The 24,641-nt window shown below is 38.7% G+C and carries 25 protein-coding genes; all 25 read right to left on the bottom strand.

The window, feature by feature from the left end; all coding sequences use genetic code 11:
• Positions 1–15: 15 nt before the first annotated feature.
• The gene (gene fliY / locus ACVYAD_RS01480; RefSeq protein WP_476424143.1) at positions 16–1,254 is read right to left on the bottom strand and encodes a flagellar motor switch phosphatase FliY; all 1,239 of its coding nucleotides are present in this window, start codon (positions 1,252–1,254) and stop codon (positions 16–18) included.
• Entirely contained in the window at positions 1,247–2,242 is a 996-nt protein-coding gene (gene fliM / locus ACVYAD_RS01475; protein WP_079560467.1) for a flagellar motor switch protein FliM, read from the bottom strand. Before fliM ends, fliY begins: the two co-directional genes overlap by 8 nt.
• Before the next feature lie 31 nt (positions 2,243–2,273).
• Complete coding sequence (fliL, locus tag ACVYAD_RS01470) at positions 2,274–2,702, bottom strand: flagellar basal body-associated protein FliL (protein ID WP_079560466.1); 429 nt, start codon at positions 2,700–2,702, stop codon at positions 2,274–2,276.
• Complete coding sequence (locus ACVYAD_RS01465; protein WP_197141904.1) at positions 2,692–2,913, bottom strand: flagellar FlbD family protein; 222 nt, start codon at positions 2,911–2,913, stop codon at positions 2,692–2,694. The genes fliL and ACVYAD_RS01465 overlap by 11 nt, the downstream gene beginning before the upstream one ends.
• Positions 2,914–3,028: 115 nt before the next feature.
• Entirely contained in the window at positions 3,029–3,994 is a 966-nt protein-coding gene (locus ACVYAD_RS01460) for a flagellar hook-basal body complex protein (protein ID WP_476424141.1), read from the bottom strand.
• 79 nt (positions 3,995–4,073) lie between these two features.
• A complete protein-coding gene (locus tag ACVYAD_RS01455) occupies positions 4,074–4,445 on the bottom strand; it encodes a TIGR02530 family flagellar biosynthesis protein (RefSeq protein WP_476424246.1) in 372 nt (123 codons plus the stop codon).
• A 15-nt stretch (positions 4,446–4,460) separates the two neighbouring features.
• Positions 4,461–5,150 (bottom strand): flagellar hook assembly protein FlgD, encoded by a 690-nt coding sequence (gene flgD, locus ACVYAD_RS01450; RefSeq protein WP_476424140.1) that lies wholly within the window; start codon positions 5,148–5,150, stop codon positions 4,461–4,463.
• Positions 5,151–5,152: 2 nt separating this feature from the next.
• A complete protein-coding gene (locus ACVYAD_RS01445) occupies positions 5,153–6,436 on the bottom strand; it encodes a flagellar hook-length control protein FliK (protein ID WP_476424138.1) in 1,284 nt (427 codons plus the stop codon).
• Positions 6,437–6,457: 21 nt separating this feature from the next.
• Positions 6,458–7,066 (bottom strand): MotE family protein, encoded by a 609-nt coding sequence (locus ACVYAD_RS01440; protein WP_476424245.1) that lies wholly within the window; start codon positions 7,064–7,066, stop codon positions 6,458–6,460.
• A 4-nt stretch (positions 7,067–7,070) separates the two neighbouring features.
• A complete protein-coding gene (gene fliJ / locus ACVYAD_RS01435; protein WP_349660858.1) occupies positions 7,071–7,520 on the bottom strand; it encodes a flagellar export protein FliJ in 450 nt (149 codons plus the stop codon).
• A 1-nt stretch (position 7,521) separates the two neighbouring features.
• Positions 7,522–8,847 (bottom strand): flagellar protein export ATPase FliI, encoded by a 1,326-nt coding sequence (fliI, locus tag ACVYAD_RS01430; RefSeq protein ID WP_349660857.1) that lies wholly within the window; start codon positions 8,845–8,847, stop codon positions 7,522–7,524.
• Positions 8,848–8,852: 5 nt separating this feature from the next.
• Positions 8,853–9,641 (bottom strand): flagellar assembly protein FliH, encoded by a 789-nt coding sequence (fliH, locus tag ACVYAD_RS01425; protein ID WP_476424136.1) that lies wholly within the window; start codon positions 9,639–9,641, stop codon positions 8,853–8,855.
• A complete protein-coding gene (fliG, locus tag ACVYAD_RS01420; protein ID WP_349660855.1) occupies positions 9,634–10,647 on the bottom strand; it encodes a flagellar motor switch protein FliG in 1,014 nt (337 codons plus the stop codon). The genes fliH and fliG overlap by 8 nt, the downstream gene beginning before the upstream one ends.
• Before the next feature lie 15 nt (positions 10,648–10,662).
• Complete coding sequence (gene fliF / locus ACVYAD_RS01415) at positions 10,663–12,252, bottom strand: flagellar basal-body MS-ring/collar protein FliF (RefSeq protein WP_476424134.1); 1,590 nt, start codon at positions 12,250–12,252, stop codon at positions 10,663–10,665.
• Between the two features lie 342 nt (positions 12,253–12,594).
• A complete protein-coding gene (gene fliE, locus ACVYAD_RS01410; protein WP_197141891.1) occupies positions 12,595–12,900 on the bottom strand; it encodes a flagellar hook-basal body complex protein FliE in 306 nt (101 codons plus the stop codon).
• Between the two features lie 23 nt (positions 12,901–12,923).
• Positions 12,924–13,385: a flagellar basal body rod protein FlgC gene (flgC, locus tag ACVYAD_RS01405; RefSeq protein ID WP_197141889.1), complete on the bottom strand. Its 462-nt coding sequence runs from the start codon at positions 13,383–13,385 to the stop codon at positions 12,924–12,926.
• A gap of 3 nt (positions 13,386–13,388) precedes the next feature.
• On the bottom strand, positions 13,389–13,781 hold the full coding sequence (gene flgB / locus ACVYAD_RS01400; RefSeq protein ID WP_386826810.1) for a flagellar basal body rod protein FlgB: 393 nt from the start codon (positions 13,779–13,781) through the stop codon (positions 13,389–13,391).
• A gap of 941 nt (positions 13,782–14,722) precedes the next feature.
• Positions 14,723–15,502 (bottom strand): GTP-sensing pleiotropic transcriptional regulator CodY, encoded by a 780-nt coding sequence (codY, locus tag ACVYAD_RS01395; RefSeq protein WP_049668434.1) that lies wholly within the window; start codon positions 15,500–15,502, stop codon positions 14,723–14,725.
• Between the two features lie 88 nt (positions 15,503–15,590).
• Complete coding sequence (gene hslU, locus ACVYAD_RS01390) at positions 15,591–16,991, bottom strand: ATP-dependent protease ATPase subunit HslU (RefSeq protein WP_349660851.1); 1,401 nt, start codon at positions 16,989–16,991, stop codon at positions 15,591–15,593.
• Positions 16,991–17,536 carry an ATP-dependent protease subunit HslV gene (gene hslV, locus ACVYAD_RS01385; protein ID WP_323645175.1) on the bottom strand — a complete coding sequence of 182 codons (546 nt, stop codon included), beginning with the start codon at positions 17,534–17,536 and terminating at the stop codon, positions 16,991–16,993. Before hslV ends, hslU begins: the two co-directional genes overlap by 1 nt.
• A gap of 20 nt (positions 17,537–17,556) precedes the next feature.
• Positions 17,557–18,456: a tyrosine recombinase XerC gene (gene xerC, locus ACVYAD_RS01380; RefSeq protein ID WP_476424131.1), complete on the bottom strand. Its 900-nt coding sequence runs from the start codon at positions 18,454–18,456 to the stop codon at positions 17,557–17,559.
• 662 nt (positions 18,457–19,118) lie between these two features.
• Positions 19,119–20,432, bottom strand: a complete 1,314-nt coding sequence (trmFO, locus tag ACVYAD_RS01375) for an FADH(2)-oxidizing methylenetetrahydrofolate--tRNA-(uracil(54)-C(5))-methyltransferase TrmFO (protein ID WP_197141882.1) — start codon at positions 20,430–20,432, stop codon at positions 19,119–19,121.
• A gap of 18 nt (positions 20,433–20,450) precedes the next feature.
• Positions 20,451–22,529, bottom strand: a complete 2,079-nt coding sequence (gene topA, locus ACVYAD_RS01370) for a type I DNA topoisomerase (RefSeq protein WP_349660849.1) — start codon at positions 22,527–22,529, stop codon at positions 20,451–20,453.
• A 91-nt stretch (positions 22,530–22,620) separates the two neighbouring features.
• The gene (gene dprA, locus ACVYAD_RS01365) at positions 22,621–23,517 is read right to left on the bottom strand and encodes a DNA-processing protein DprA (RefSeq protein WP_476424128.1); all 897 of its coding nucleotides are present in this window, start codon (positions 23,515–23,517) and stop codon (positions 22,621–22,623) included.
• Positions 23,518–23,727: 210 nt separating this feature from the next.
• On the bottom strand, positions 23,728–24,630 hold the full coding sequence (gene sucD, locus ACVYAD_RS01360; protein ID WP_476424126.1) for a succinate--CoA ligase subunit alpha: 903 nt from the start codon (positions 24,628–24,630) through the stop codon (positions 23,728–23,730).
• Positions 24,631–24,641 lie beyond the last annotated feature (11 nt).

Below are 24,641 nucleotides of genomic sequence, written 5' to 3'. Positions count from 1 at the left end.
CTCCTCCAATTGAAACTATCTTAAATTATTCAAACGCTCTGCTTGACTTAAAACATCTGTAATACGGACACCGAAGTTTTCATCAATAACAACGACTTCACCTTTAGCTATTAAACGGCTATTAACTAAAATATCAACAGGTTCACCAGCTAATTTATCTAGTTCAATAATCGAACCACTAGATAGTTCTAATATCTCTTTTACAGAACGCTTTGTACGTCCTAACTCTACAGTAACTTGCAATGGAATATCAAGTAGCATATTTAAATTTCTAGCTTCAGATTGCGAGATAACATTCGGATCAAAACTAGCAAACTGTGCTTGTTGAACATTGACCGGTTGAACAGGTCTTGTTGCTTGCGGAATCGGCTGTTGCTCTTGATACATTGGTTGCTGCACCGGCGCTGGCTGCTGTTGATATACTGGCTGCGCAGGCGGTGGTGTTACAGGTGCTTGTGGTTGCATAGGCGCTTGTGGTTGGACAGGCGACGGTGCCACTGGCGCTTCAGGTGCTAGTGTTGCAGCCACAGGTTCTTCGATTGATTCTGTTTCTCCTAATAGAGATTTAACAATGTTTTGACTAAATTTCAGCGGTAATAATTGCATGATATTCGAATCAATTAAATTACCAATTCTCAATCTGAACGATACTTTTACGAGTAAATCATCTTCAGGAATATTTTCTCGTCCTTCATTTTGAGAAATATTCATTAAGTCGATAGTAGGTGGAGAAATATCCACTTTTTTATTAAATACTGTCGACATTGAAGTAGCCGCAGAACCCATCATTTGATTCATAGCTTCTTGCACGGCACTTAGCTGAATCTCACTTAAATCTGGTTTCGGATTTAAGCCATCTCCACCTAACATTAAATCAGCAATAATCGCTGCATCAGATTGCTTAATAACAAGTAAATTCATACCTGTTAATCCGATTGTATATTCAACCTGTACGGCTACATAAGGATGAGGAAATTCCTCTTCTAATTTATTTCGGTTAATCATTGAAATACTTGGGGTAGTAATATCTACCTTTTGCCCTAGTAACGCTGAAAGCGCTGTGGCAGAGCTTCCAAAAGATATATTTCCTACTTCACCTAACGCATCTTGGGCAAACGAATCGAGGTAATCCTCTACTCTTAAATCATTCATATCCTCATTTGTAGAAGCTTCAGTGCCGCTGTTTTTATCTTCCAACGTTTCGCCCCTTAATAACGCTTCAATTTCTTCTTGGGAGAGCATTTCATCACTCATCTTCGTCTCCTCCTTTCAAAGGGTCGATAATCTGGATTGCTAATTTTTTACCTTGTTTTCCTGGTTGAACCGTAAATTTCGGTAATGTTCCTACCTTTAATAGTAGTGGATCTTCAATTTTTTGTTCTAATTGAATGACATCCCCAATTTGCATTGTGAGGAAATCCTCAATGGTAATGTCGGTAATACCTAGTTCAACAGAAACTGGTAGTTGTGCTTGTTTCACGCTTGTTTCAAGCATTTTAGTTTGCTCTGGAGACATCTCTTTTGTATTTGCCTGCATCCAGTAGCGAACAGAAAGATTTGGAACAATAGGCTCCAATACAACATGCGGAATACAAATATTGATCATACCGCTTGTCTCACCGATTATCGTATTTAAGGAAATAACGACAACCGTTTCATTTGGAGAAATCATTTGTAAAAATTGAGGGTTGACCTCAAGTTCTACTAAAATCGGATCAATTTCCGCAACATTTTCCCATGCCTCGCGTAAATTGTCGAATGAGCGCTCAAAAAGGTTTGTCATAATTTTAGTTTCAATTTCTGTTAAGTTATCCACATTACTATGACTCGCCCCACTACCGCCCATTAAACGATCTAACATAGAGTAGGCAATGTTTGGGTTTATTTCCATTAAGATATTACCATCTAATGGCGGCACTTCAAACACATTAATGAGTGTCATATTCGGAATCGAACGTACAAACTCTTCAAATGGTATTTGGTCCACTGATGCAACAGTAATCTGCACATAGCTTCTCAGCTGTGCAGAAAAGAAGGTTGTCAGTAATCGTGCAAAATTTTCATGTATTCGGGTCAAACTTCGGATTTGATCTTTTGAGAAACGTAGTGCACGTTTAAAGTCATATACTTTAACCTTACGCACCTCGTCCTCTTTTTTTATATCATCAGCTGACATTTCCCCCGTTGATATTGCGGAAAGCAGCGCATCTATCTCTGATTGAGATAATACATCTCCTGCCATTTGCCCACCTCCATTTCAAGCAGTTTCTTTATTATTGTGTGATGAAGGAGGTAATATAAATTTCCTGAACTTCTCCCTCTTGCATCAATTCATTTAATCGTGTTTTTAATGATTGTTGGAAAATTTGTTTACCTTTCTTACCTTCTAAATCCTTTTGCTCCATTTCAGAAAGCTCTTGAATAACAATGTTTTTCACTTGGAAATCACGCTTCGTTAACTCAGTACCAGCATCTTTATTTGTTGTTTGAATTTTTAACGATATGCGTACAATTTTGTTATCAGCTAGATTTGTCGTAATTTCTGGAATTTCTACAGAAGCTTCTACGATTTCATCAATGGTTGGCTCAAGAGATCCTGCTGGCTTATTAAATTGGGTATATAACACAAACCCAATCCCCCCGATAAGTATGATTGCTACTAGTACGATGATAATCATCGTTAACACTTTGTTATTCTTCATCTTCTTCACCTCGTAGATGCGGGTTTGATAGTATTTGTATATTTTTATAAAAGGCTGTTACCTTTTGTCGCACCTCATCTTCACTCTGTAAAACAATGATTTTAGTTCCAGTCGTTAATGTAATGGTCGTATCTGGAAAAGATTCGACCGTTTCTATGTATAAAGCATTCAATGTAAATACTTTGCCATTTAAACGTGTTAGTTCAATCATTGAAATAGGGCCGGGTCTAGCACGAGAGCCGGCCCGACCCTCCCTCATATGAAATTATGTTTTTAGTTTTGACCACTTTGTAATCTTAACCAGTATTTCTTTACTTACAAATTACTTAGCGTTTTAAATTCACAAGCTCTTGAAGAATTTCGTCAGAAGTTGTGATAATACGTGTATTTGATTGGAAACCACGTTGCGCCACAATCATCTCTGTAAACTCCTCTGAAAGGTCTACATTGGACATTTCTAACATGCCAGATTGAACGGCACCCATCCCTCCTACTGTTCCAACTTGAGCGTATGGTTGTCCAGAGTTTGCTGAAGTTTGGTAGTAGTTACCGCCCACTTTTTCAAGGCCACCAGCATTTGGGAACTTTGCAAGTATAAGTTGACCTGCATATTGTCGGTCACCTTTATAGTCTACATACGTAACTGTACCATCTTGACCAATATTCATTGATTGCGCTGTTGTAGGGATACGAATCGGTGAAATATCAGTTGCGAAATCCATCCCCTCTGCGATATTACCTTCTAAATCAGCTAGTCCATTACCTTCTTTTTGTTCGTCAGCTGCAGAACCATCGATTGAATCGCCATCAGCAGAAATCGATAATTCATCACTAGCGTGACCGACTAAATATTTACCATCGGCATTCACAATATATCCGTTCCTATCCATGTAGAAGTTACCAGCACGTGTATAGAGAATATTGTTGTAACCCTCTGCATCTAGTACCCCATCTTCATCAGGTGCACCATTTGCATCACCTACCATGAAGAATCCATCACCACCGACGGCTAAGTCTAACTCGCGGAAAGTTGTTTGCATTGAACCTGAACCGTGAATTGTATCGATTGCAGCAAGTTGTGAACCTAAACCGATTTGTTTAGCGTTAACACCACCGCGAGTTTGAGTAGGTGAAGAGGCACCTGCTGACGTTTGAGAAATTAAATCTTTAAATACTACACGTCCTTTTTTAAAGCCGTAAGTATTAACGTTAGCAATATTATTCCCAATTACATCCAGCTTTGTTTGGAAGTTTTTTAAACCTGAAATACCAGAATACATAGAACGTAACATAATGTCGTTCTCCCTTCGTCTATTAATTGTATGCTTCTATCAATCAGCACACCTAGGCCTCCTATTACAGGTCCAGCCTTTACAGCACGATTGTGCCATCAATATTAGTAAATATTTGCTGTTTCGCTTCCGTGCGGTCCATCGCGGTAATGACAGTTGCGTTTTTAGCGCTGACAATTAAAGCGGCTTGATCCATCAAGACTAATGGTTGTTTGACACCTTTTGAGTGTGCTTCAAATACCTTTTCTGATACAACCTGCCATTCTTGTTTAGAAATCGCTATATTACGCTCGATAATACGTTCATGCGCATGCTTGCTCACTTTTAATTCTTGTTGCTTGGTAGCTTCCTGTAAATGAGCTTTAAACGATTGCTGTGCTTTTATTGGCGTAGGTTGTGTCTGGCGAATAGATGGATGCAATGGTACACGATGTATTGAAAACTGATCCATCATTTTTCTCCACCTCTATTCGCTAATTACGGTAAACTCTTTATCTGTTAATTTTTTATCATTGTCTAAGACATAATGAATTACGCCATCTTTATTCGAGACAGAAACGATACGTCCTTGTAGTTCTTGCTCGCCGTCTTTATAGGTAACTTTTTTTCCAATGAGCTTGCTTGCTTGTACAAGAGGAGATTCTTTTTCAGTATTGTTATCACTCGGATTCGTTCCAGAACCGCCTAAAATAGCTGAAATATTGCCAGGCGTTATTTCCTTACCATCCGCTAATACGAATACTATATCTCCGTCTACAAATTTCAACGATTCAATAATGCCTGTTCCTTCATTGATAATAGGCTTCTTGTCTTCATCCAACTCATCTGTTATCTCATGCCATTTTACTTCTTTTCCAACAAATGTTGCATAACTCATAAGCTGTGTTTGTTGCTGTGAAGCTAATAATGAATTCATCGCTTTTGTCATATTTTGCATTTGTTCTAAAGAAGAGAATTGCGCCATTTGAGAAATAAATTCTCGGTCGTCCATAGGATTTGTTGGATCCTGATGTTTTAATTGTGCAATTAATAATTGCAGAAAAGCATCCTTACCGAGTTCCTTATTACCCGTTTCCCTAACTGGCTTCTTATAATTCTGATAGTAAAAATCGTCCGTTATTTTTCCAGTCATTTTATCAGTCTTTGTATCTGCCATATTTACACCTCCTCACTAATTAGATAGTCATGAAAGGACTTGCCTTCATCGTCATCGTCGTTTTTTTGCTCTTCCTCATCTTGCTGTTGTTGCTTAAAGAAATTATTGAAGAAGCTTTGGTCGCGTTGTTGACGATCTGCATCTTGTAATGATTGGGCAATATCAAGACGATCCACTTGAATATTTTGCTGTACAAAGGCTTGCTTTAATTGGTGTGCCTGACTATCAAGTAATTCACGACCTTGAGCCGTTGAAGCAAGTAAGCGTGCTGTAATGACACCGTCATTTTGCACAAGCTCGATACGAATTGTCCCTAGATTTTCTGGATACAATTTCAATGTTAAACGTGTAATACCTTGTGCATTCGAGATTTGGGCTCTATTGATAATTGCTTGCATCTCTTTTAATAATGCCTCTGACTGCGCCGGTTTTGCAGCAGGTAGTGTCACTTGGAACGAATCTGCTTTTGTTTGGACTGTATTGGAAGTCACCATTTCATTAGCACTTGTGTCCGTCTGTTTTGTAACTTGAACTTGTTGAACTACTTTCTGAAAGCCTTGTAACGGAAGTGTTACTGTTGTTTTCGTCGTTACTTGCTGTGCCGTTTGAAGCGTCTCAACTTGTGTTTGCATCGTTGTCAAAAGACTCTTGACGTTAGTTAACACGTTTTCTTGTGAAGCTGTTAAGTCTGTTTTTTGTCCAACTAGCTGTGCTAACTTTAACACTTGAAGCAATGGCGCTATTTCTTTCGGTGTCACTTGTCCTTCACCTTGTATAGCTGCTATGATTTGTGTTTGGAGCATTGGTGCCTGCGCGTCTACTATTGCTAAAAGCTCCCATATATCACTCGCTTCTTGATCTTCCCCTAGCAACTGTTGTACTAATTGTTGGAGTTGCTCAGTATCAATCCCCAATGCATCCATTAAGTGATCAAGATTTAGCATTTCATCTATTGCAACAGCTTTACCTTCTTCACCAATTTGAAGCATTAACAAGCCATCGTCATGTGGGATACCTAGTACATCTAGTACTTCTTCTATAGACTCAGCATTTAAAACTGCTGCTAAGTCAGAGGTATCTTTTGTATCTGTTGACTGTGTTTGCTGCTGTATGTTATTTGAAGAAGAAATAACCTTTCCAAACACTGATCCAAACGTTTCTAACTTTTCTTTGTTCGACGGTCCATTTGCTTTCATATTGGAATCGCCTGTTGTTGAAGGCTTAGTAACCGCGTTTTTAGTTGGTATAGCCTTAGACATCATTTGCATCATTGCTACATCCATCATTTCACCTCCTTTCAGATGTTCTTATTGTTTAGCCATCATTTCTGTATATTTAGCTGCATCTTGTGGTTCCATTTTTTCTAGAACCGCCGCTAATTTATCTGGCTTTAAATTTGTTAAAATACGAAGTGCTTCTGTATCACTCATTTTAATTAGAACTGGCGCTGCTGCTTTAGGGGACATCTTATCGAATGTTTTTAAAATATCAGTAAAGTCTCGCTTTACGTCACTTTGCTCCCTATTTAATTTTTCAACTTCAAATTTCAGCTGTTCATTTTCTGTCGTTAACTTTTCTTTTTCAGCAGTTGATGTATCAATCTTTTTTTGTAGCTGTACAATTTCTGCTTCTTTTTCTTGTATTTCAGCCTGTAAATTTACAACCTTCGAATCATTATTGACTACGGCATCTTTTGCTTGTTGTTCTTCTGAAGGTACGAATGGTAAATTTTCAAATGCCTTCTTCCCTAAATCAAAGACATTCGTATTCATTAGGGTTGCAACAACAAGTAGAATTGCCGCTACAAACATAACTGGTATTACAAACCATGTAAAAAACTTTCGAATGCCTCCTGATTTACGTTTAGGCGGTAGTTCTTCTAATTCCATCTTAAGTCGATTGTCTTTTTTCGTCATGAAATCACCTGATTTCTCTCTTGTTATACGTAAGCGATGAAATCTCATCTAAAAAAATGCCTTCGATTCGATCCTGCTCTTGCTGGAACACTTTGAAATCTTTTTCTCGCATTTTTTCAAATTTACGTACTTCCAAGTTTTTTTCTAATAATTTTTCTTCGTGCCAGTTCATTTTCGCACGAGCTTGAACAACTTTCTGCTGTACATCAGCAATTGTTTTTTCGAGGCTATCAATAAAACGTGCATAATGATGAACTTCCTCTATTGATGAACCGACAGCTAAACGCTCCTGTTGAAACTCTATTAAATCTTCTTTCTTTTTTAACAACTCATATAACTTTGTCGCTACTTCTTCAAAAGAACGTACAGATTCTTTATAGGCAATTTCAGTTTCATTTTTTTCCTGCTCTCGAATGGTTAACACTTTTTCAAAACGATAAATATAACTTACCACCCTAACGTCCACCACCGTTCGATAATGAAATTAACTCATTCATACTTTCCACAAGGGTCACTTTATCTAAATAACCTTGCTTTAAATAAGCGGTAATGAGCGGTTCATAGTAAATAGCTTCATCAATTTCTTTTGACGTTCCTTTCTTATATGCACCGATATTAATTAGATCCTCAGACTTGTCATATGTATAATAAAGCTCTCTTAATCGTTCTGCAGCCTTTTTGTGCTCTGGTTCTGCCACATGATTCATCAAACGGCTGACGCTTTTTAATACATTAATAGCTGGATATTGACCTTTATTGGCAAGGTTTCGATCAAGGACTATATGACCGTCTAAAATCCCTCGCACAGTATCTGCAATCGGCTCATTCATATCATCACCATCTACTAATACTGTATAAAATGCAGTAATAGAGCCTTTCTCATTAGTGCCTGTGCGCTCTAATAATTTAGGTAAAATCGCAAAAACAGATGGTGTGTACCCTTTTTGAGCTGGAGGTTCACCTGTCGCAAGACCAATCTCACGCTGTGCCATAGCAACACGAGTCACAGAGTCCATCATCAACATGACATTTAAGCCACGATTTCTAAAATACTCGGCAATCGCCGTTGCGGTAAAGGCACCTTTAATACGCATCAGTGCAGGCTGATCGGAAGTGGCAGCAACAACTATAGAACGACTTAAACCCTCTGGCCCTAAGTCTCGCTCTATAAACTCACGAACTTCACGGCCACGCTCTCCAATTAGTGCGATTACGTTTAAATCCGCTTGTGTATTTCGCGCAATCATACCGAGCAGTGTACTTTTCCCGACCCCAGATCCTGCGAAAATACCAACACGTTGTCCATTACCCACTGTAAGCATGCCATCAATTGCTTTAACGCCTACTTCGAGTCTTTCATTAATAGGTGGGCGTGTTAGCGGATTTGGTGGATCCTGCTCTGTCGGAACTGACATTAATCCTTTCGGCAATAAAGTTCCATCAATCGGATTCCCCATAGAATCAAGTACTTTACCAATTAACTCGGGGCCAACTTTTACTTCAAGTGGTGCCCCTGTACCTTCAACTAGACAGCCAATTGATATTTCTCTTAGGGAGGTAAAAGGCATTAAGACGACAATTTCATCTTTGAAACCTACAACCTCTGCCAAGATAATTTGATGACCGTTTTTAGAAGTTTCCACATAAATTTTACAAACGTCACCAATGGAACTATCTGGACCTTGCGACTCAATCATCAAGCCGACAACTCTAGTAACTCTACCAAACTTTTTAAAGGTTGGTATTTGAGGAATTTGTTCGATTAATTGAGCCGTTTTCATCTAGATCATTCCTTACTTTCTAATATTTCATGTAATTTCAATCTTAGTTCGTTTAATTGCTCATCAATACTTACAACAATACGACCATGATTTGTTTCAATATAACAATCTGTTTCATTTTCTAAATCTTCATTTACAAAAATCATAAATGGTACGTCAGTTGGGAACATTTCAGCTAGTTCATCACGATTACCAGTTATTAATGCATAGTAAGTAGGTGAAACATAGATTTTTATTTCTTTCATTTCTCTTGCTTCTTTAAGTCCTCTACGAACGATTGACACAAATAATTCGTTGTCTCGCTCTAAAGATGTATTAATAATTCGCTCTGCGGCGGTTAAACCTAGCTCTAAAATAACCGATTCTTGATCTTCAATATATTTCCGAGCATTCTCCCCCGCTTGAATAATTATTTCATTGGCCGTTTGGAGAGATTGCGCCATCGCTTCATTCGCTTTGTTTGTCCCATCCTCATAACCTTGACCAAATCCTTCATCATAAGCTTCTTGCACTCGATTAGGTCGTTCTTCTTCCCAGTCTTGCTTTAAATGTTCAATTTCCTGGGAGAATATTTGCTTTTCTTGTTCAAAAGCCTCGCGTTCAGCCTGTATAGTAGCTCTAGCTTCCGCAAGCAAGCGCTCGCGTTCTTCTAGCACTTCTTCCATAGTAATCTGTTTTTGAGGTTGAATTTCTCCATCTTCTATCTCATGCAACTCAAACATTTCACGGATTTGAATCTTTTTGACATGATCGCCATTGGACTGTGTATGTACAGAACGGATGATTCTAGACAATGACGTCATCTCCTCCACCACGGGCAATAATAATCTCACCAGCATCCTCTAAGCGACGAATGACCGCTACAATTCGAGATTGCGCTTCCTCTACGTCACGCAGACGAACAGGACCCATAATTTCCATTTCTTCCTTAAATGTCTCAGCCATACGTTGTGACATATTGCGGAAAATAATGTCTTTTACTTCTTCACTTGAAACTTTCATTGAAAGCAGTAAGTCTTCATTTTCACAATCGCGAATAACACGTTGTATCGAACGATTGTCGAGCGTAACAATATCTTCGAATACAAACATACGTTTTTTGATTTCTTCTGCAAGCTCTGGATCTTGAATTTCGAGTGCATCGAGAATCGTTTTTTCCGTTTGTCGGTCTACACCATTTAACACTTCAACAACTGCATCAATTCCACCCGTTTCAGTGTAATCTTGTGTCACAGTCGATGATAGCTTACGCTCTAAAACGGATTCAATTTCACTAATAACTTCTGGGGAAGTTGAATCCATTACAGCAATACGCTTAGCAATATCAGCCTGTACTTCCTGTGGCAATGAAGATAAAATCACACCCGCTTGCCCTGCCTCTAAATAAGAGAGAATAAGGGCAATTGTTTGTGGATGTTCATTTTGAATAAAGTTAAAAATTTGTGCTGGATCAGCTCTACGCGCAAAGTCAAAAGGACGTACTTGTAAAGAAGATGTAAGGCGATTAATAATTGTTTGCGCCTGTTCTACACCAAGAGCTTTTTCCAATACTGTCTTCGCGTAACCAATACCGCCCTGTGTAATATAATCTTGTGCAAGTGCAATATTGTGAAATTCCTCAATAATTTCCTCTTTCACATTTGCTTCTACTTTTTTAACGCTTGAAATCTCTAATGTTAAACGTTCAATTTCTTCTTCTGTTAAATGTTTATAGACAGAAGCTGAAACCTCAGGCCCTAATGAAATTAACAAGAGAGCGGCCTTTTGTTTTCCTGTTAATTCCTTTTCTTTCTTGGACACAGCCGAACCTCCTAGTTAGTCTTCCGCAATCCAACTACGCAGTAACTTCGCAAAATCGTCTGGCTTATCTTTGGCCATTTTTTCAAGCTGCTTACGACGCATTGTAGCTTCCGTTTCAATTTCTTCATTTATATCTTCAATCATTAGTTCTTCTTGTTCATCTAGGATACTTAGTTCTTCTTCTTCCTGCGCACGTTTTCGTGAACGGACAATGAAGAATGCAAGCAATACTATGACAGCAAGTAATATGCCACCAATTACCCAAACCCACCATGGAATAACAGATTTTTCGCTAGCTGTCTCTGTTGCTTTACCATTTAAAGGATGCACTGAAACAGCTACTTTTTCATCGATTTGATCTTGAGTAAGTTCAGTTGCTACATCTTTAGAAATCGTCGTACGAACAATAGTACTTAAAATTTGCTGGATATCCTCACGAATACCATCTGGTAATGTTGCTGCGTCAGTTGCTGTCGGCGGTTCAACAATTACTTGGATCCCAATATCTTGAATTTTATATGGTGCCTCTTGGATTTCTTTGCGTATACGATTTACTTCATTATTAATTGTTTCTTCAGTACGTTCGGATTCTCCATTACCATTTACACCTTCGTTATAAGTTGTGAAGTTATCTGTAGTCGTTTCAGCTTCAGGTGTACCAGTAGCTGCACCCCCTCCAGAATATTGCTCTGTAATACGTTGAGCACTAATTTCTATTCCGGCCATATTCTCTTCGTCAACTGGCGTCACTAGGTTTTCTTCACGATTTTCTTTTTTGAAATCAATGTCTGTTGTCACAGAAACGACTACTTTGTCTTGTCCCATAAGCGTACCTAGCATACTTTGAACTTGTCGTTGCAGGTCACGTTCAACCAATTTTTTCGCTTGTAACTGACCTTCAGCTGTCGCTGTTGAAGTTCCATCAGTAGTTGTAGCATTTAGATCAAAGTACTCAGAAAATTGGTTAGAAATAACAATATCATCCGTCTTTAAATTCGGAACACTTTTGGCAACTAAATTGTACATAGTGGCAATTTGTTGCTCAGTAAATTTATAGCCAGGATCAGTATTCAAAACAATAGATGCTGTCGCATCTTCTTTTACATCCTTTAGGAAAACTCCCTCTTCTGGAACGTTGATCATTACCTTTGCATCTTTTACACCCTCCAGATTTTTAATGAGCTTTGCAATTTCTGTTTCAGTCGCTGCTTTTTTCAATAGGTTAAACTCATTATCTGTCATACCAAATCCAGAGCTATTTGCAAACGAGTAATCAATCGACCCTGTTTGCGGATATCCTTCCGATGCCAACTGTACTAACAATGAATCAACTTGTTCTTCAGGCACTAAAATCGATGTCCCCCCCGGTGCAAGTTCATATTTAACACCTTGGGTATCTAACGCTTCTTTCACTTGTCCGATTTCTCTTGTCGATAAATCTTTATAAAGTGGTACATATGTAATTTTTGTAGCAAAAAGTGTAATAACGGCAGCAAGTGCTAGTACCCCTATCACTGAACCAATCATTACAATTTTTTGTTTTTTACTACGACTTGTCCAAAATTGGCTGGTGTCGTTTTTTATTTTCGTCAATCGTTCATTCATTATGAATCCTCCGGTTATAGTGAACAACCTATCCATCTAATAATTCGCGAAAACAGTGATATCCCATAACATTCAATCATTATCATCACCATAACGTATTGATTTCCGTTTCGACTAGGAGCGTCCGATAAACCATTTGGGGCAATCAGGATGTTGGCCACGAAGGCATTATCACAATACATGATGTAAATGCCTTCGCTTTTCTATTGTCTCACTCACTTAAAGGCTATCACCTTCTATATCATGAACGTGATCCCTCTGGAGTCATCCAACCTCCACATCAATCATCCATTTAAAATATGGGATAAATTCTTTACTTCAATAGAGCTTATTCAATTAAAGTTAGACACTCATACGCATTATTTCTTGGTAAGCTTCAATCACCTTATTGCGAACTTCAATTGTTGCATTTAATGTAATGCTCGCCTTTTGTGATGCAATCATCACTTCGTGCAACTCTACATCTCCACCATTAATTAACTTTTGAGTAAGGTTATCAGAAGTAATTTGTTGATCATTAACCTTCGATATTGCTTCTTTTAACGAGTTCGCAAAGCTCTGTTGTGCTTCATAAGGTGTCACATTAAGTTTATTTGTTTCATTTACAACCTGCGTAGGTGTCATTTGTGAAACGGACGAAATTGTCATTATGTATCTTCCCTTCCTCTTATTTATCTTCCAATCTCTAAAGCCTTTGTCAGCATGGATTTATTTGCATTCAATACAGTTATGTTTGCCTCGTAGGAACGAGTAGCTGACATTAAATCTACCATTTCTTTTAATGGATCTACATTCGGCATATTTACATAGCCATCTGCATTTGCATCTGGATGAGTTGGATCATACACAAGTTTGAAAGGTGTTTCTCTATCTTCTTTTATTTGTGTAACTTTTACGCCGTTGCCAACACCGCTTTTTGCATTTTTGCCAACTGCGGCATTAAAGAACTTTGAAAACTGTCCCTCTTGCGCTGTAAACGTTACAGATTTTCTGCGGTATGGCTCCCACTCCCCGTTCACTTGCCTAGCACGGGTTGAATCCATGTTTGCCATATTTGACGAAACTACATCCATTCGTAAACGCTGTGCCGTTAATGCTGAGGCAGTAGTATTCATTCCATGAAAAATAGACATCTATTACTTACCTCCTTTAATAACCGTATTTAGAGTATTTAGCTTACCGTTCATGCGTTCAATTAATGCGTTGTAATAAATTTGGTTTTCCGCAAGCTTTGTCTGTTCAGCATCCATATCTACGGCATTACCATTATTTCGATAACGCAAGCCATTTATATTATTCACACCAGGCGTTGATTGTCGAATCGCGAAATCAAAATGTCTATTATCCGTACGATATGCCGAAATTGACATTTGTTGTTCTTTCTCCAACATATCTTTAAAACTTACATTTTTCGCCTTATAGTTCGGCGTATCGACATTCGCAATGTTATTAGCGATCGTTTTATGATTCAAAGTTGCATAAGAAAGTCCGTTTTCCAGCTTACTAATAGTTCCTCCAAACAAATCCAAAAAGCTCACCTCATTCTTGTACTTCTTATTTTATCCAATAATACAATTGTAATTAAGATGATACGTAGTGTCTATTGTCTTTTGTCACTTTTTGATAGTATAAACGACCCATTTTTACACGCAAATAACCAGGACAATACTTCTGCATCCCTTGATACCACTGGATTCATAGCCACCCTACCCAACACTAGTCAATTTACACCATTTCGACAGTGTTTACGGTTTTAGGATCTATTTTATTCCTTTTTTTACCAAAACAACAGTAGACACAATGTCTAAATTAGAGTTCCTTTTTACTATTTAAACATAAGGCTAAAATATTACACAAAATTCAGAATAGTTATTCCATACTGTCTTACAAGTAACAATTGGAGCATATGTTTTTATCTCCTACGCAAAAAGTAGCGCATATGTAAAAAGACAAATTTAGGGATAAAGCAATGACATTAGCGACTAAGAGGGTCGAAAACTTACCTATAAAAAATAAGCGAAAGGATTAAAAGATAGATGATTTCTCCCCCATATTTAGTACTAAAACATGATTCGACATAATTAAAGCATGTAAACCCAACCGCAAATTTCGTCGAAATTTCGTCGAATTACAAAAGGCATCTGAACAAGATTATCCCAGATACCTTTCTGTTTCCAATGAATTTTTTGTGTCAAATCCGCCGAAGGCTTTATTGTGAGAAAGCGTAGTGTTATTGTACCGACAGCGACACAGTTTTTTTGTGCGAAAGCGTAGTGCCAATATAGGGACTAAAGAGGAGGAAGTGGTGGTCGACGCTCGTCATAGGAAAGTAAGAAGCCCGGAAAGGGAATAGTAAGGCCACAACATTCACAAAGTTTCCTTTCGCCATTTTGATTCTCTATATGATAAAAGGCATCTGGAACAAAATTATTCCAGATGCCTCAGATCGTCCCAAAAGGACGCTATTTTATTATTTCATTTTAATTTCAGCTAATGCATTTAAGAATTTATCGTTCAGTACTTTAATGTAAGTACCTTTCATACCTAGAGAGCGAGATTCGATTACACCTGCAGATTCTAATTTCCGTAATGCGTTTACGATTACTGAACGTGTAATACCAACTCGGTCTGCAATTTTTGAAGCAACTAGTAAGCCTTCATGGCCATCAAGCTCTTCAAAGATATGTTCAATAGCCTCTAACTCACTGTATGAAAGTGAATTGATTGCCATTTGTACAACAGCTTTGCTACGAGCTTCCTCTTCAATTTCCTCAGATTTCTCACGTAAAATTTCCATACCAACTACTGTTGCACCGTACTCAGCTAAAATTAAATCATCATCCTCGAATTGTGAAGATAAACGAGCAAGAATTAATGTACCAAGACGCTCACCACCACCAACAATCGGTACAATCGTTGTTAATGCATTTTGGAATAACTCTTTGTTTTCAACTGGGAAAGCAGTATGTTCGTCATTAATATCTAAGTTTGAAGATGTCTCAGAAATTGTAAACAAGCTATGTGTATATTCTTCTGGGAATTGACGCTCTTCGAACATCTTTTTCATACGCTCGTTTTCAATTTGTTGGTGAATTGAAATACCTAAAAGCTTCCCTTTACGGCTTACAATATAAACATTACTGTCGATAATATCTCCTAATGTATCTGCCATTTCTTTAAAGTTTACTGGTTTACCAGCAGATGCTTGGAGCATCGAGTTAATTTTACGCGTTTTTTCTAATAAATTCATTATATGTTCCTCCTATAAATAATCCGAAGAGTATTTTTCTTAATATTCTAAATGTTTTTTCAACTGAATGAAACTATTCAGCCTTATCTTACAATATAAACTGTGACAAATCTTTGTTTTTTACTATACCCGCAAGTTTTTGATCTACATACGTAGCAGTGATTGGAATATTTGCAGGTGCAATTTCAGCAGCTTCAAATGATAATTCTTCTAATAAGCGTTCTAAAATTGTGTGCAAACGTCGAGCTCCAATATTATCAGTCTCCTGATTGACCTCAGTTGCAATTTCTGCAATTCGCTCAATCGCGTCTTCCGTAAAGTTTATCTCCACGCCTTCAGTTTCTAATAATGCCTTGTATTGCAAAATAAGTGATTGATCTGGCTCTTGCAAAATACGTACAAAATCTTGTTTCGTTAATTTTTCAAGCTCCACTCGAATCGGGAATCGACCTTGCAATTCAGGAATTAAATCTGACGGCTTCGACATATGAAACGCTCCAGCAGCAATGAAAAGCATAAAGTCAGTTTTTACAGCACCGTATTTTGTCGTTACAGTAGAACCTTCAACAATTGGTAGAATATCACGTTGCACACCCTCACGTGATACGTTTGCAGAGGAGTTACTATCCTTACTAGCGATTTTATCAATTTCATCAATAAAAATAATACCTGATTGTTCAGCTCTTGAAATCGCTTCTTGAGCAACTTCGTCTGCATCTATGAGTTTATTTGCTTCCTCGATCGTTAAAATACGACGTGCGTCTTTCACCTGTAGACGACGTTTTTTCTGCTTTTTAGGCATTAAACTAGACAGCATATCCTGCATACCATTGTTTGCAGACATATCCATACCCGTTCCTTGTAACGCATCAAAAATAGAAGGATTTTGTTCAGTTACTTCAACTGTAACCCATTCATTTTCTAATTTACCATTACGTAAATCGATAGCGATTTGCGCACGTTTGGAGCGTACTTCAGTTTCTTCAGAAGAAGAATCATCATTGGCTTGCTGTTCTTTTCCGCCAAATAACATTTCAAACGGATTTTGCATGGACTGTTTTTTTCGTAATGAAGGAACCAACAACTTAACTATAGCTTCGTTTGCTAATTCTTCGGCTTGGTCCTTCACAGACTCCATCATTTCTTCTTTTACAAGACGATGTGAAGCTTCTACTACATCACGTACCATTGACTCTACGTCTCGTCCTACATATCCTACTTCTGTAAACTTCGTTGCTTCAACTTTTACAAATGGTGCACCCGTTAGCTTTGCAATTCTTCGTGCAATTTCCGTTTTTCCGACACCTGTAGGTCCAATCATCAAAATATTTTTCGGAATTACCTCAGCCTTCATCTCATCACTTAGCAGCGAACGACGATATCGATTACGTAGTGCAATAGCTACCGCTCTCTTCGCTTCATTTTGTCCAACGATATAACGATCCAAATGCTCAGTAATTTGTCTTGGCGTTAAATTATTTTGTGTCATTAGTTAAGCGCCTCCACTATAATATTATGATTCGTAAACACACAGATTCCAGCAGCGGTTTCTAATGCCGCTTCTGCAATTTCACGAGCAGACATTGTATCACCTGCATACTTTTTCAGGGCACGACCTGCTGATAATGCAAAGTTACCCCCTGAACCAATTGCTAAAACTCCATCATCCGGTTCAATTACTTCTCCCGTACCCGAAACAAGAAGGAGTGTACTTTTATCCATTACAAGTAACATAGCCTCTAATTGACGTAGCATTTTATCACCGCGCCATTGCTTCGCAACTTCTACTGCTGCACGTTGTAAGTTGCCATTGTATTCATTTAACTTTCCTTCAAACATTTCAAAAAGTGTAAAAGCATCGGCAACCGATCCCGCAAACCCGGCAAGCACCTGACCATTAAACAGACGTCTGACCTTCCTTGCTGTACCTTTCATAACAACCGCATTTCCCAGGGTCACTTGACCATCACCTGCCATCGCGCAACCCCCGTTATGATGAACTGCAAATATCGTTGTCGCATGAATTTGTCCCATTCGCTTTCCTCCTTAGCTTATTATGCCCTTGGATGAGCATTCATATATGTTTGACGTAGATGCTCTTTTGTTACATGAGTGTAAACTTGTGTAGAAGTTAAATGAGCATGGCCTAATAACTCCTGCACCGTACGTAAATCTGCGCCATTATTCAATAAATGTGTGGCAAAAGTATGGCGAAGCATATGTGGATATATTTTCGTATGGAGCGAGGCTTTGTCAATCATTTCAGTTAAAATATGACGTACACCTCGTGGAGTAAGTTCCCCACCGCGCATGTTGACAAACAATTGCTGATGACTTGTGTTTTTCATCAATCGTGGACGAGCTTGTTCTATGTAATCCTGCATAGCTAAACTCGCAAATTGCCCGAATGGAATAATGCGTTCTTTTCGCCCTTTTCCCATTACCCTAATAATCGAATAATGGAAATCAACATCTTCTACTTGAATTGAGGTGAGCTCACTTACACGAATACCTGTCGCATATAACAGCTCCAATATAGCCATATTTCTTAATGATTTCAAATCATCGCCGACATTCGCATCAAATAGCTGCATCAATTCTTCTTCGTAGAAAAAACTAGGTAAACGTGATTCTTTTTTCGGATGATAAAGTGATCGAAATGCCCCATCATCTAATCCGTGCTGTTTATTTAGAAAGCGAAAGAAGGAGCGTATTGAGGAGATTTTCCTTGATACAGATGATCTTGCTCTCTTTTCATCGTACAACTTTGTTACATAAAGACGTGCATGTATATACTCAACACTAGCTAAATCATTTACGTCCTCCGCTTGCAAAAACGCTAAAAAATCTAGTAGGTCCGATTCATATTCTCGCACTGTATGAACAGAGAAGTTTTTTTCAATTTGGATATAAAGCATAAACTGTTCAAGTGCATCTTGGGACGAAACTAACATAAAAAGATTCACCACCAATAGATTTATTGATAATCTTCTCTAATTACAGGGCATCACCATAACGTGGGGTTGATTTCCGTTCCGGCTGGGCGCTTTGTTGCTGTCGCTACGCTTTCGCACAGTTAAAACATTTGTTGTTGCTGTCGCTACGCTTTCGCACAGAGCAAAGCTTCCTGGGGGCGTCCGATGAGCCGCTTGGGCCAACAGATATTTTTTGCGCGAAAGCGTAGTGCTAACGTAGCGACAGTGGCATAATGTTGGTCACGAAGGCGTTATCACAGGACGTGATACTCTTAGCCTTCGTTCCTCTATCTCGCTAATCCCCAAGGAGTCGCCCAGCCTCTACTCCAATCAACTTATATACATGGCATACGTTTTTTACAAATGCCATTCAACGTTGGCTGATGAGCCTAAAGTGCTTTCACTTGCCATTAAAAGAATGTCGATTTTCGATGATCCTCTTTAGTTTGTCACTTTGGGTATCGTTAATGTAGAAAACATACATATTGACACTATACCTATCTTCGTCATATAGCAAGTGAAAATGTTTATATTTTGAGAAAATCTCCATACAAAATAATAAAACACGTGTAAATTAGCATTTTGCTACAAAAAAAGAAAAAGCCTCTAAGAGTATACCAACTTTTAGAGGCCTTTTGCAATCAAATTGTTTGTGAATTCACAAAATTACGAATTGTGCTTATTGCACGTGTAGCATGCATCTCTGCACGCTCTGGCTTCGAACGACGTCCTGGTGGTAGTTCAGGGAAAATTCCAAAGTTAACGTTCATCGGCTGGAAATTTTTCGATTGCGCTTCTGTTATATAACGCGCCATACTACCTAAAGCCGTTTCAAATGGGAAGATAATTTGCTCTTGTCCTAATGCTAATCGAGCTGCATTAATACCGGCAATTAATCCACTACCAGCAGATTCAACATATCCTTCTACACCTGTCATTTGACCCGCAAAGAAAATATTTTTTTGCTCTCGAAGTTGGTACGTTTTCTCTAGAACCTTTGGCGAATTAATGAATGTATTTCTATGCATTACGCCATAACGAACGATTTCAACATTCTCTAATCCCGGAATTAATTGTAGTACTTCCTTCTGCGGTCCCCATTTTAAGTGCGTTTGGAAGCCAACGATATTGTAAAGAGTTCCTGCTGCATCGTCTTGACGTAACTGGACAACTGCATAAGGGCGTTTCCCTGTTTTTGGATCTTCTAGACCTACTGGCTTCATCGGTCCAAATAACATTGTTTTCTCACCGCGAGCAGCCATTACTTCGATAGGCATACATCCTTCAAAGTAAATTTCTTTTTCAAATTCTTTTAATGGCACAACCTCTGCCTCGATTAACGCTTGACGGAAACGATCAAATTCTTCCTTTGTCATAGGACAGTTTAAATAAGCTGCTTCCCCTTTATCGTAACGAGACTTTAAATAAACTTTTTCCATATCGATGCTATCTTTTTCAATAATTGGTGCTGCTGCATCATAGAAATATAGATAATCTAAACCTGTTAAGCCCTGAACTTTTTCAGCTAAAGCTTTCGATGTTAGTGGTCCTGTGGCAATAACAGTAATACCTTCTGGAATATCAGTGACTTCTTCATGAATAACTTCCACAAGAGGATGATTTTTCACCGCTTCTGTCACATAGCCTGCAAATTCATGTCGATCCACTGCTAAGGCACCGCCTGCTGGTACTGAACATGCATCGGCCGCCTTCATAATTACAGAGTCTAAAATACGCATTTCTTCTTTAATCACACCTACGGCATTCGTTAGTCCATTTGCACGTAGGGAGTTCGAACAAACAAGCTCCGCAAATTTATCAGTATGGTGAGCTGGTGTTTGTTTTACTGGACGCATTTCATAAAGTTTAACTTTTACACCACGTTGAGCAATTTGCCAAGCAGCCTCACTGCCTGCAAGCCCTGCGCCTATTACATTTACTACTTGTTCAGTCATGTCCTTACCATCTTTCTATCATTGAGTAGGTGTCTCTTCATAGTCACATTTCGTACACTGAATTTGAACACCTTTTTTAATTTTTTTCTCTACTAATAATGCACTACATTTCGGACAAGGTCTATTTATTGGCTTGTCCCATGAAACAAATTCACACTCAGGGTACTGATTGCAACCATAGAATAAACGCTTTGTTTTACTCTTACGTTCTACAATTTCGCCTGTTTCACAAGAAGGACACTTTACGCCAATAGGTTTCATAATAGCTTTTGTATTGCGGCAATCCGGGAAGTTTGAACAAGCCATAAATTTTCCGTATCGTCCAAGCTTGTAGACCATTGGAGATCCACAAAGCTCACAATCCTCGCCAGCCGGTTCATCTTTTATAACAACCTTTTCCATTGCCTCATCTGCATATTTTACATGGACCTCAAAATCCTTATAAAACTCATGTACAACTTCTTTCCACTGACGACCGCCTTCTTCAATATCATCCAAATCTTGTTCCATTTGTGCTGTGAATTCGATATTTATGATATCAGGGAAAAACTCAAGTACGAGTTGGTGCACGATTTCTCCTAGCTCTGTCGGCATAAATCGTTTTGCATCTAATACGACATAGCCACGGCGCTGAATTGTATCGAGGGTCGGTGCATATGTGGACGGGCGCCCTATACCTAACTCTTCCATTGTTTTTACAAGACGCGCCTCTGAATAACGTGGTGGTGGCTGTGTGAAATGTTGCTTCGGCTCGATTTCAAGTGATTTTACTTGATCGCCAACTTCCATTTCAGGTAGAAGCTTGTTTGTCTCTTCTGTTTGATCATCTGTACCCTCAATATAGAGTTTCATAAAGCCGGCAAATTTAACTTGCGAGCCGTTTGCACGGAATAAAACATCACCATTTTGCAAATCAACAGCTACTGTATCAAGTACGGCCGGTGCCATCTGACTTGCGATAAAACGCTCCCAAATTAAACGATATAAGCGCAATTGATCGCGACTAAGCACTGCCTTTAATTCATCCGGAGTTCGCATCGTACTAGTTGGACGAATAGCCTCATGGGCATCTTGTGCATTTGATGCTTTTTTAGCCTGCTTCGACTCTGTTGAGATGAATTCTTTGCCGTATTTGGATTCAATGTAGGCTACTGCCTCTGTTTTTGCTGTATCTGAAATACGTGTAGAATCGGTACGCATATAAGTAATTAAACCGACTGTCCCCTCTTTTTTACCAACATCAATACCTTCATATAATTGTTGCGCAAGCATCATCGTTTTCTTAGCACGGAAATTTAACTTACGTGCTGCCTCTTGCTGTAAAGAAGATGTTGTAAAAGCAGGTGCTGCATTTCGTTTACGTTCTTTTTTCGATACATTAACAACTTCAAAACTTGTACCTTTAACATTTTTTAAAATAGATTTTACTTGTTCTTCATTTGTTAATTTAATTTTTTCTTTGCCATTACCGTAATAAAGCGCATCGAACGTTTTCTTCCCTTTTTCAAAAGAACCTTCAATTGTCCAATATTCTTCCGGTTGGAAGTTTTTAATTTCATTTTCACGATCAATAATCATGCGTAGTGCTACAGATTGTACTCGCCCTGCTGATAATCCCTTTTTAACCTTTTTCCAAAGAATCGGACTAATGTTATAACCAACAAGTCTGTCCAATATACGACGTGTTTGCTGTGCATCTACTAAATCCATATTAATAGGACGTGGGTTTTTAAAGGATTCTACAATCGCATCTTTTGTAATTTCATTAAAAACGACACGACAATCTGATTGAATATCGATATTTAATGCAGTCGCAAGGTGCCAAGCAATCGCTTCTCCCTCGCGGTCTGGATCGGCCGCTAGAAAGACTTTCTTCACTTTTTTAGCCGCAGACTTTAAGTCCTGTAAAACAGGCCCTTTACCACGAATAGTAATATATTTAGGTTCATAATTATTTTCTGGACTAACGCCCATTTGGCTACGTGGTAAATCACGAACATGCCCGATCGACGCTTTCACCTTATATTTTTTCCCTAAATATCGTTCAATTGTTTTTGCTTTTGCTGGTGATTCTACAATCACTAAATAATCCGCCATCTATGTCTCCCCCTTAGCGAGGTCTATTGCTAATTTTTTAAGTTACCTGTTGCAAAATGTATAACAGATTTTAAGATAATGCAACTTTTTTTCAATTTTTGTTAGAAAAGAGCGTAAGTGTTTCAACGATTTCGTGACCATTACACGCTGGAATAGCTCCTTCTAATAGTAGTTTATTTGTGCCCTTTGATTGCTCCGCATTAATTGGACCCGGTACAACAAATACATCTTTTCCTTGCTCTAATGCATTGTCCGTTGTAATAAGCGTGCCACTTCTTAATGCCGCTTCGGTTACAACTATAGCTTTGGACAATCCACTAATGATTCGGTTGCGCATTGGAAAATGCCATTTCTCAGGCTTCATATATGGAGGATACTCTGTGACAAGTAACTGATGCTCCGCCATATGCTCAGCGAGAAACTGGTTTTCCTTAGGGTATATATAATTAAACCCGTGACCAAGCACTGCAATTGTGGAACCGCCAACTTTTATAGTTGTCTCATGAGCGATCGTATCTGCCCCTCTTGCAAGCCCGCTTACAACTGTATATCCGTGTTCAACAAGAGGTGGCACGATTAGGTCCATCGCAGTTTTTGTATATGATGTAGCCTTTCTAGAACCTATAATGGCTACTTGTTTTTCTTTCGTCAATAGAGAATACCGACCTTTCACATACAATACAGTAGGTGGGTTGGATATTTCAAATAATTGCGCCGGGTAAAAAGGATGCTGAAAAGGTATCGGGGAAATATTGGCCCTTTCATAAGCTTCTGCAAACGACAATGTCATAATTTGTCGAAAACTCTTGGATATCTCCAAAGCTCTACTCGATGATAGTTGCAGAGCTTTTGCAATCTCGTAGGGGGGCGCTTCCTCAAAATAACTTAGTAAATCCACCGGGGACAATAATCGCTGAAGTTTTTGAAGTGGTAATGGGTATATATAATGTAAAGCTAGCAATCTTTGTGTATCAACTGAAAAAATCATTTAAGAGCCTCCTTTTATAATAGAAGAAATTAAATGACCGCATTTTTAATGACACCGCTTTTTCTAAAAAGTAAGTAGGAAGTTAGAAACATATTAATGCAGAGTCCATGACATCCGCCGGAAGCTTTAACTTCTTTCAGCATGTGTCCAAACACCCGCTGAAAGAAGTTAAAGAAAAAGATGTAGCCACAATGTGCTACATCTTCCATTTTAATGGGTTTTACACTTTTCGTATAGCCCTTTTTCTTTGATTACTTTAATAAGCGTGTCACCAATGACAGATGGCGTTTCTGCTACTTCAATACCAGCAGCATTCATAGCCTTAATTTTCTCTGCTGCTGTTCCTTTACCACCTGAGATAATAGCACCAGCGTGACCCATACGTTTACCTGGAGGGGCTGTTTGTCCACCGATAAAGCCAACGACAGGTTTCGTCATATTCGCTTTAATCCATTCAGCTGCTTCTTCTTCAGCTGTCCCTCCAATTTCCCCAATCATCACAACTGCATATGTTTCTGGATCGTTGTTAAACGCTTCCAAAACATCGATAAAGTTTGTACCATTGACAGGGTCTCCACCGATCCCTACAGCTGTAGTTTGACCGATACCAGCTTGTGTTAACTGGTGTACCGCTTCGTATGTTAATGTACCAGAGCGTGAAACAACTCCTACATGCCCTTTCGTATGGATGTAACCAGGCATAATACCAATCTTACATTCATCTGCCGTAATAACACCAGGACAGTTAGGACCGACTAGACGCGTATTTTTACCTTCCATATAACGTTTTACCTTAACCATATCAAGTACAGGAATATGCTCAGTTATACAGATTGTTAATTCTAATTCAGCATCAACAGCCTCTAAAATAGCATCTGCCGCGAATGGAGCAGGTACATAAATAACTGAAGTTGTTGCACCTGTTGCAGCCACAGCTTCCGCTACAGTGTTAAATACAGGCACTCCTTCGATTTCAAGACCGCCTTTACCCGGCGTTACACCAGCAACAATTTTAGTACCATACTCAAGCATCTGCTTCGTATGGAAAAGCGCTGTTTCCCCCGTAATACCTTGTACAATTACCTTCGTATCTTTATCAATAAATACAGCCATTGTTCTCCCCG

The organism is Lysinibacillus sp. G1-3 (assembly GCF_056322905.1).
Note: the sequence above shows the minus strand (reverse complement) of the source record. Positions and strands in the feature narration are given on the sequence as shown.